Source organism: Tunicatimonas sp., assembly GCF_049647865.1.
GTDB lineage: Bacteria > Bacteroidota > Bacteroidia > Cytophagales > Cyclobacteriaceae > Tunicatimonas.
In genome coordinates, this window is the sequence record NZ_JBARYM010000667.1 from 1 (window position 1) to 7,651 (window position 7,651).

At 41.7% G+C, this 7,651-nt stretch carries 7 protein-coding genes and 1 pseudogene; 3 read left to right on the plus strand and 5 right to left on the minus strand.

Annotation, left to right across the window (positions count from 1 at the left end; translation table 11 throughout):
* Positions 1-210 precede the first annotated feature (210 nt).
* Both WBA23_RS19485 and clpX read left to right on the plus strand, forming a co-directional pair.
* A complete protein-coding gene (locus WBA23_RS19485; protein WP_424583953.1) occupies positions 211-906 on the plus strand; it encodes a ClpP family protease in 696 nt (231 codons plus the stop codon).
* A gap of 80 nt (positions 907-986) precedes the next feature.
* A complete protein-coding gene (clpX, locus tag WBA23_RS19490) occupies positions 987-2,222 on the plus strand; it encodes an ATP-dependent Clp protease ATP-binding subunit ClpX (protein WP_424583954.1) in 1,236 nt (411 codons plus the stop codon).
* A 284-nt stretch (positions 2,223-2,506) separates the two neighbouring features.
* On the opposite strand, the gene WBA23_RS19495 is transcribed toward clpX, so the two are convergent.
* The 5 genes and pseudogenes from WBA23_RS19495 to WBA23_RS19515 form a co-directional block, all read right to left on the minus strand.
* On the minus strand, positions 2,507-3,484 hold the full coding sequence (locus tag WBA23_RS19495) for a Kelch repeat-containing protein (RefSeq protein WP_424583955.1): 978 nt from the start codon (positions 3,482-3,484) through the stop codon (positions 2,507-2,509).
* Positions 3,485-3,546: 62 nt separating this feature from the next.
* Positions 3,547-4,392 (minus strand): endonuclease/exonuclease/phosphatase family protein, encoded by an 846-nt coding sequence (locus tag WBA23_RS19500; RefSeq protein ID WP_424583956.1) that lies wholly within the window; start codon positions 4,390-4,392, stop codon positions 3,547-3,549.
* Positions 4,382-5,122, minus strand: coding sequence for a copper homeostasis protein CutC (locus WBA23_RS19505; RefSeq protein ID WP_424583957.1), 741 nt, complete (start codon positions 5,120-5,122; stop codon positions 4,382-4,384). Before WBA23_RS19505 ends, WBA23_RS19500 begins: the two co-directional genes overlap by 11 nt.
* Positions 5,123-5,161: 39 nt before the next feature.
* Positions 5,162-6,274 (minus strand): lipid-A-disaccharide synthase, encoded by a 1,113-nt coding sequence (gene lpxB / locus WBA23_RS19510; RefSeq protein ID WP_424583958.1) that lies wholly within the window; start codon positions 6,272-6,274, stop codon positions 5,162-5,164.
* 62 nt (positions 6,275-6,336) lie between these two features.
* A pseudogene (locus WBA23_RS19515) lies at positions 6,337-6,753 on the minus strand (6-pyruvoyl trahydropterin synthase family protein); the annotation flags it as partial.
* A 207-nt stretch (positions 6,754-6,960) separates the two neighbouring features.
* Here WBA23_RS19515 and WBA23_RS19520 point away from each other — a divergent pair.
* Complete coding sequence (locus tag WBA23_RS19520; protein ID WP_424583959.1) at positions 6,961-7,452, plus strand: hypothetical protein; 492 nt, start codon at positions 6,961-6,963, stop codon at positions 7,450-7,452.
* The last annotated feature ends 199 nt before the right edge of the window (positions 7,453-7,651 follow it).

A 7,651-nucleotide genomic window follows, 5' to 3' on the forward strand; every position in this document is an offset into this window, starting at 1 on the left:
CAATTATATGCAAGTATTTAATCAGGTGCAATCTGATAAAGTCTTTGATCATATAAAGGGGAAAATTACGGTTGAAGAAAAAGAAGTGACCGTTGACGAGTTTAACCAAGTTGCCGAGGAGACCAAATAACTTCTAACTCAGCCGCGCGTTACAATATGCATGTTGCGCAATCGTCGTACTGAATAATATTTCATTAAAACCACTATTATATGATTAACAAAGAAGAGTTTCGTAAATATGCCGTGAAGGGCCAAGGCATTAACGGCCTTACATTCGACAGCTACGTTGATAGAGTAGAAAATATGACTCGGGCAGTTATTGAAGAACGTCCTACTAACTTCCGGGAAATTGATGTTTTTTCTCGTCTGATTATGGACCGAATTATCTTTCTGGGTATGCAGGTTGAAGAAGGGATTGCTAACATCATTACCGCTCAGCTTTTATTTTTACAATCAGTAGATCCGAAAAAAGATATTTCCTTATACATCAACAGCCCGGGTGGTTCGGTATACGCCGGTTTAGGGATGTACGACACTATGCAATTTGTCACCCCCGATGTAGCCACCATCTGCACCGGGTTAGCCGCATCAATGGGAGCCGTATTATTAGCGGGAGGTGCCAAAGACAAGCGAGCCGCCTTACCCCACGCCCGTATTATGATTCACCAACCTAGTGGTGGAATGCAAGGTCAGTCAAAAGATATGGAAATTACGCTGAAGCAAACCTTAGAACTTCGGCAAGATTTATATAAAATTTTGGCCGACCACAGTGGACAGTCATTTGAAAAAATTGAGAAAGATTCGGACCGTGACTACTGGATGCGACCTACTGAAGCAAAGGAGTATGGACTAATTGATGAGGTGCTTGACCGAGGTGTTGCTTCCAAGGTTCGCGACGAATCGTAAATTTTACTAACTTACCATTTCAGTGAACGGGAAATTGTTCTCTCGTTCACTACTTTTACTGAACAACAATCGCCGAGATTATGCCCCAGCAAATTACCTGTTCCTTTTGCGGACGGACTAAAAAGGATGTTGATCTAATGATCTCTGGTATCAACGCTCATATCTGTAACTTCTGCATTAACCAAGCCCAGCAGATTTTAGAAGAAGAACTAAAGATTAAGGGGAAGACGGCTAATCCGGAATTTTCGCTGATTAAACCTAAGGAAATTAAGAAGCATCTGGACGAGTACGTGGTTGGTCAAGATGACGCAAAGAAAGTAATGTCGGTAGCAGTGTATAATCACTACAAGCGACTAATGCAGCGAGACGATGATGAGGAGATTTCCATTGAGAAATCGAACATCGTAATGGTAGGCGAAACGGGTACCGGAAAAACGTATTTAGCTCGCACATTAGCTAAAATCCTTCAAGTTCCTTTTTGTATTGCTGATGCTACGGTGCTAACTGAAGCGGGCTACGTTGGTGAAGATGTAGAAAGTATCTTAACCCGATTACTGCAAGCGGCTGACTACGAAGTGGAAGCGGCCGAACGGGGAATAGTTTATATTGATGAGCTTGATAAAATTGCTCGTAAATCAGATAACCCTTCTATCACTCGCGATGTAAGTGGCGAAGGAGTGCAGCAAGCATTACTCAAGCTTTTGGAAGGCACTAGTGTGAATGTACCTCCGCAAGGTGGGCGGAAGCATCCAGACCAAAAGATGATTGCTATTAATACCGAACATATTTTGTTTGTTTGTGGTGGTGCCTTCGACGGAATCTCCCGTCTAATTGCTAATCGGCTAAATACCCAACCTTTAGGCTTTACCGGAGCAAAGGCCAATCGCTCTGACTTTCGGATTGATAAAGATAATTTACTACAGTATGTTACAGCCCAAGACTTGAAGCAGTACGGTTTAATTCCTGAATTAATAGGCCGATTGCCAGTACTTACGCACCTTGACCCGCTGAGTAGTGAAACGCTGAAAATGATTTTAACCTCTCCTAGAAATGCTTTAACCAAGCAGTACCATAAGCTCTTTCAGATGGAAGGTATTGAAATTACCTTTGATGATTCAGCGTTGGACTACATTGTAGACAAGGCGGTTGAATACAAATTAGGAGCTCGGGGCTTACGTTCTATTTGTGAGGCAATTATCACAGATGCTATGTACGAGCTTCCTTCCCAGACCGAAATTAAGGCATTCACCATTGATCGTGACTACGCTCAGAAACGGTTCGAGAAGTCCAAATTTAAACAGCTTACTGCCGCTTGATGCGCTAGCTAGAATATTTGATTTTACCTATTCAATGCAAAAGGAGCCTTATGAGCTCCTTTTTTGTAGAACGAAAACAATATCAGTTAGAAAAATTCAACGTTAATGTACCTAATTGAACTAATTTGTCAATTTTTACTCAAAAAAGTGGGTAGATTAACTCAAATTCAATAGATTGCATTTTTACTTCCCACTGTTTACTTCTTCATTACTGGGAAAATAGGTAGCATCTATGTCTACCTATTTTTTTTACAAAAATCGCACCAATCCAGTAGCAAATCCTATTAATCTTCCTGAAGGCTCAATTTTTCCATACTGGTTAGTTCGGGGCCTCCCCCTCGGTTTCCGCTTCCAGCGGCAATGTAAATTTCTTCGTTAAGAATGACCGCTTGCGTACCGTGCCTTCCTTGCTTGAGCGAAGGCCAGGTTTCCCAGTTTTCCGATTCAGTATTCCATACTTCTACTTCATCGTGTCCCGGCACTTGCGAGCCACTTTCACCGCCAATAATAATCAGGTTATTATCAGCGACTATTGAGGTAGTTCCGGCTCTTTCTGTTGGTAGATGATTTATAGTAGTCCATTCGTTCGTGGAAAAATCGTAAACATCCACTTCAGAAATAGTTAGCTCCATGGTCTGTTCGGTTTTAGCCGATGTATTCCGGCCACCCGCAGCGTAAAGTTTGGTTCCGATCATAGCTGCTTGAAAATGGTCACGAGACCTCGGGGCGTCTGGTAGCTCCTTCCATTCATTGGTACTCGGATCAAATTCATCAAACCAGGCTACGTGTCCATCGTAGTGCCCATCTTGAATACCACACAATACATATATTTTATTCTGGTAGACCGTTACCCCGGCCGCTCCTCGCCTACGTTCTTCAGGAATACTAACTACTTTTTCCCATTGATCGGTAGCCGGAACATAGGCGTACACGTCGGGAATAGGCGTCTCATGCGGAAAACTACCGGTAAAGGCTCCCAGCACGTATATTTTATCTTGATAGAGAATAGCCTGAAAGTGATGCATTTCTAGCGGCGGCGTTGCACCTTCCGACCACGTATTCGCCTCCGGATCATAGATATTAATTGGTTTATTAGATCTTCCTCCAATTAAATAGAACTTACCATTAAGTTCAGTAAAAGCATTTTCGTGGCGCGCCAGCGGTTCGTTATTGGTATTAATCATTGTCCATTCAGCTTCAGGCTGAGTTACTGCGACCTCTTCTACTTCAGATTTTGAAGAGTCAGGTGATGAACAGCTCATGAAGAAAAGTATTCCTAGTAGAGAAAAAAGAATTTTCATATGCGTGAGTAGGGTATAAAAACTTATTGGCTAATTTCAGCAAATACCGGAAAATGATCAGATGGGTACGCGCCGTTTTTCTCCTCACTAATAATTGCCATCCGGTGCACATCTAGTGACGGACTTACAAAGATGTGATCAATCCGGTCGCCCGGCAGGTTAGGAGTGACGGCAAAGCCACTAAAACTTTTTTCTGGCCCAACCGGAGGTAACACACTTTTATTCCAAGCATCTGCCAAATTCTCACTCTCATTCAGCGTTTTATACGGAGTTGACTCAGGATTGCTATTAAAATCGCCCATTAGAATAACGGGAGCGTCCGAAGCTAACTCTAGAAGTTTACGATCTAGCAGTTTTGCACTTTCTAAACGAGCAGTACCGCCTCGGTGATCAAAGTGGGTGTTACAGATCAGTAAAGAATCACGGGTTAATCGGTTTCGTAAGAGAACCCAGGTAGCAATACGAGGTAATGCGGCATCCCAGTCTTTGCTAGGCATGTTAGGAGTGGTTGACAACCAAAAAGTACCCTCCGCCGTACTTTCGTACAAGTCGGCATCATAAAAAATAGGTGAGTACTCACCGGCTTCTTTTCCATCGTCTCGCCCTACCCCTACTCGGCGAAAATTCGGAAAGTGTTCTTCTACGTAGGTGACTTGATGGTGTAAAGCTTCTTGCAAACCAAAAACATCTGCTTGATAGAATTTAAGTAAGTTAACCACCCGCTCTTTACGATTATCCCAACGGTGCTCACCGTCTTTCGGATTATCATAGCGAATATTAAATGAGATAATTTTCACTGTTGCAGCAGGTTTGGTAGAACTTATAAGAAGTACTGAAGAAAAGAGAATCAGAATGATCTTACTGAACATGAGCGTCGTAGTTGTTAAGTTGGTTTCGCAAGTTAACAATCTCCTGAAAATCAGCTAACCGGTGTTCATCTGGCTTTAGTTTTGAAAATGATATTTTGCCAGCGATTAAATTCTGCGAAGCAGGTCGCCGAGCCGAAGCATGAACTTCACTAATCCCAGTATCCAACAGTTGCGTCACATTACGACTATTCACTCCACCCCCCGCCAAAATCTTGACTTTTGAAGACTGCTTCATTAATGTCTCGAGCAACGGAATTCCGTCTACCACTACCGGCTGCTGACCCGATGTTAATACTCTAGCAATACCCAGTTTCTCCAGTTGTATGAAGGTTTGAAGTGGATCGTTTACCAAGTCAAAAGCCCGATGAAAAGTCACCGATTCGGTTGAAGTTACCTCCAGCATATGCGTTAAAAACTGCTGATCTAGATCATCAGCTTGGTTGAGAGCGCCAACTACCACTGCATTTGCTTCGTGTTTATTGAAAAATTCAATACTATTTAGAATGACCGCTTGTTCTGTCTCAGTATACACAAAGTTTCCAATCCGAGGGCGAATCAACACGTGAATTGGGATAGATAGTCTTTCTCGGGTAAGTAGAAACAAAGCAGGATCAGGTGTAAGACCGCCTACTTCTAAGCAACTGCACAACTCTATACGATCAGCTCCTGCCTCTTGGGCAATAAGTGCGGACTCTAGAGAATCCACGCAAATTTCTAGTACTTTCTTCAATAGAAGATAATTATCAAAGTGAGTATTTTTAGTGTATGATCAGTTTGGTAACAAATCATTAATTATTTCTTCAGCTACAATTCTAGAAGTGGGCCGATCACCCACTACTTCTTGTAGACTGGCGTAGGCTTGAAGTTGATTTTCTCGCTCTTTGGTGTCTTTCAAAAGCTTCTTACTCCAGGCTACCACATTTTCTACCGAGAAATCTTGTTGAATAAGTTCGGGGACTACTTCGGCATCCATAATCAGATTGACCAGCGAAATATACGGAACCCGAATTAGGGCACGGGCAATGCGATAAGAAATTGTGCTAGTTCGGTATACTACTACTTGAGGCACTCCAAATAAAGCCGTTTCCAGCGTAGCTGTGCCCGAGGTAACAATAGCAAAATTAGCGACACTGAGTACTTGGTAGGTTTCATCCGTTACAATACGTATCTGCGAGTGGGAACATACCGAGTCGTAATAAGAAGGCGGAAGGTTTCCTACTGCGGCTACTACAAACTGGGCTTTAGGAAAATGAGGTACTACTTCTAACAGCGTATTCAACACATTTTGAATCTCCTGCTTACGACTACCAGGAAGAAGCGCAATAATTGGTTCGCGGCTAATTTGGTGGTTCTCTCGAAATGATGTATCTGGTTCAAAACTTCGAATAGCGTCTTTTAATGGATTACCCACGTAAGTGACGTTTACTCCGTACTTTTCGAAAAAAGTAAGTTCGAATGAGAGAATAGAAAATACCCGATCAGTATACTTACGCAGCTTGTGTGTGCGGGCAGCATTCCAGGCCCAGGTTTTTGGGGCGATGTAGTAATAAACTCGAAACCCATTTTCTTTAGCAAACCGAGCTATACGAAGGTTGAAACCTGCGTAGTCAATGAGGATAACGGCATCCGGCTGAAATTTTAGTATATCGGCTTGGCAAAATTTGAGAAAGCCCCGAATGGTAAGTAAATTTTTTAGCACCTCGTAAAATCCCATGAAGGCTAGATCGCGATAATGCTTTACCAGAACGCCACCGGCTTCTTTCATTGAGTCGCCACCCCAACAGCGAATTTGAGCTTTCGAATCTAACTTTTGAATCTCGCGGATTAGGTTCCCTCCGTGCAAGTCGCCGGAGCGTTCTCCCGCGACTATATAATATTTCATAGGTTCAATACCGGTTCCGGCTGTGATTGCTCGGCTACTTCAGTGGTAGTCGGCTCTAAGCCCTCACCAAAAAACTCCACAAAGTTGTTATGGGTTTCAAACAGGCGAATGGAATATAATTGCCCTTGAGGAGTAATCTTGGCCACTTCGGGCGCGAGTATTTTCCAAAATTCTTCCACTAAAATCTCACAACTAGCCATTTTGCCCCGCATAAAGTCTACGTCTACATTTAAGTTTTTATGGTCGACTTTTTCAATAACAGTTGTTTTAATTACTTGACTTAACTTCTTCAGATCAACCACAAACCCAGTTTCCGGATCAGGCTTTCCTTTTACCGTGACAATCATTTCAAAATTATGCCCATGCCAATTCTCATTAGCACACGGTCCAAACACTGCTTCATTTTTCTCGCGACTCCAATTAGGATTACATAGTTTGTGAGCTGCATTAAAATGCTCCTTCCGACTTACGTAAATCATTTCGATGGTTCTATTGCTAGATTGTTAAACTGTCAAATTGTTGATCCCAGATTAAGACTGGGACTAGTCACTGGTTATTTATTTTATGTGAAGCACTTTTCAACTTAAAACTTATAACCTGTAACTTTTTCCCGTTTCTTTTTTTGCAAATATAAACAATCCTTCTGCTATATTCAGTTCTTCAAAAAAATCAAAAGTCTTTAAAGTATGATGGTAATTGCTGGAGCGCAATCATTGCTAGGTAGAGCATTAGTTGCAAAATTAAATAATCAGAACTTTAATTATTTGGTACTAGCCGATGAAAATCAATCAGACAATGAAGAGTGGCTAGCGGACGCTCTGTACTGGCATAAAGTTTCAAACTCAGATTTGCCCAACTGGATTGAGCAAAATGCCGAAGAAATAGAGTTTATTATTTGTTGTTCTCTTATAACTAACAAATCTAAGTCAACCCAGTTTAATTCACTTTGGAAATCAGGGTATCAACACCAGATTCCAGTGATCGGAATTGGAACATCAGAGAAAAAGGTAAAAGAAATTATACTTGATAATCAACCGCCATTTTTCTGGACAATACTGCTAACCGAGAATCTTAAAACTAAACCGGAAGTTAGTAGTGTTGCTCAAGCGATATACTACTACATTCGAAATCGGCAAAATTCAGGCTTACGAACCCTCGATAAAGTTCCCAGCGAATGATAATCTAGTAAATTACGAGCGGTCACTCGCTGTTGTTTCTGATTAAATTCTACTAAGTTTACCGCTTTATTAAGTGATAGTTGATAATTTATTGTTGACTTTGAGAAGCGGATACAGTAGATAAAAATCCTTAGTTTTTACTTTTCCAATCCCTAAAACCTAAACTCTCAATAGACTATAACACCAAGCACCATAATAC

Excerpts from the sequence above, each read along its gene's own strand:
- lpxB (WP_424583958.1), bottom strand. The coding sequence starts at position 6,274 with ATGAAATATTATATAGTCGCGGGAGAACGCTCCGGCGACTTGCACGGA.
- WBA23_RS19520 (WP_424583959.1), top strand. The coding sequence starts at position 6,961 with ATGATGGTAATTGCTGGAGCGCAATCATTGCTAGGTAGAGCATTAGTT.
- WBA23_RS19500 (WP_424583956.1), bottom strand. The coding sequence starts at position 4,392 with ATGTTCAGTAAGATCATTCTGATTCTCTTTTCTTCAGTACTTCTTATA.
- clpX (WP_424583954.1), top strand. The coding sequence starts at position 987 with ATGCCCCAGCAAATTACCTGTTCCTTTTGCGGACGGACTAAAAAGGAT.
- WBA23_RS19495 (WP_424583955.1), bottom strand. The coding sequence starts at position 3,484 with ATGAGCTGTTCATCACCTGACTCTTCAAAATCTGAAGTAGAAGAGGTC.
- WBA23_RS19485 (WP_424583953.1), top strand. The coding sequence starts at position 211 with ATGATTAACAAAGAAGAGTTTCGTAAATATGCCGTGAAGGGCCAAGGC.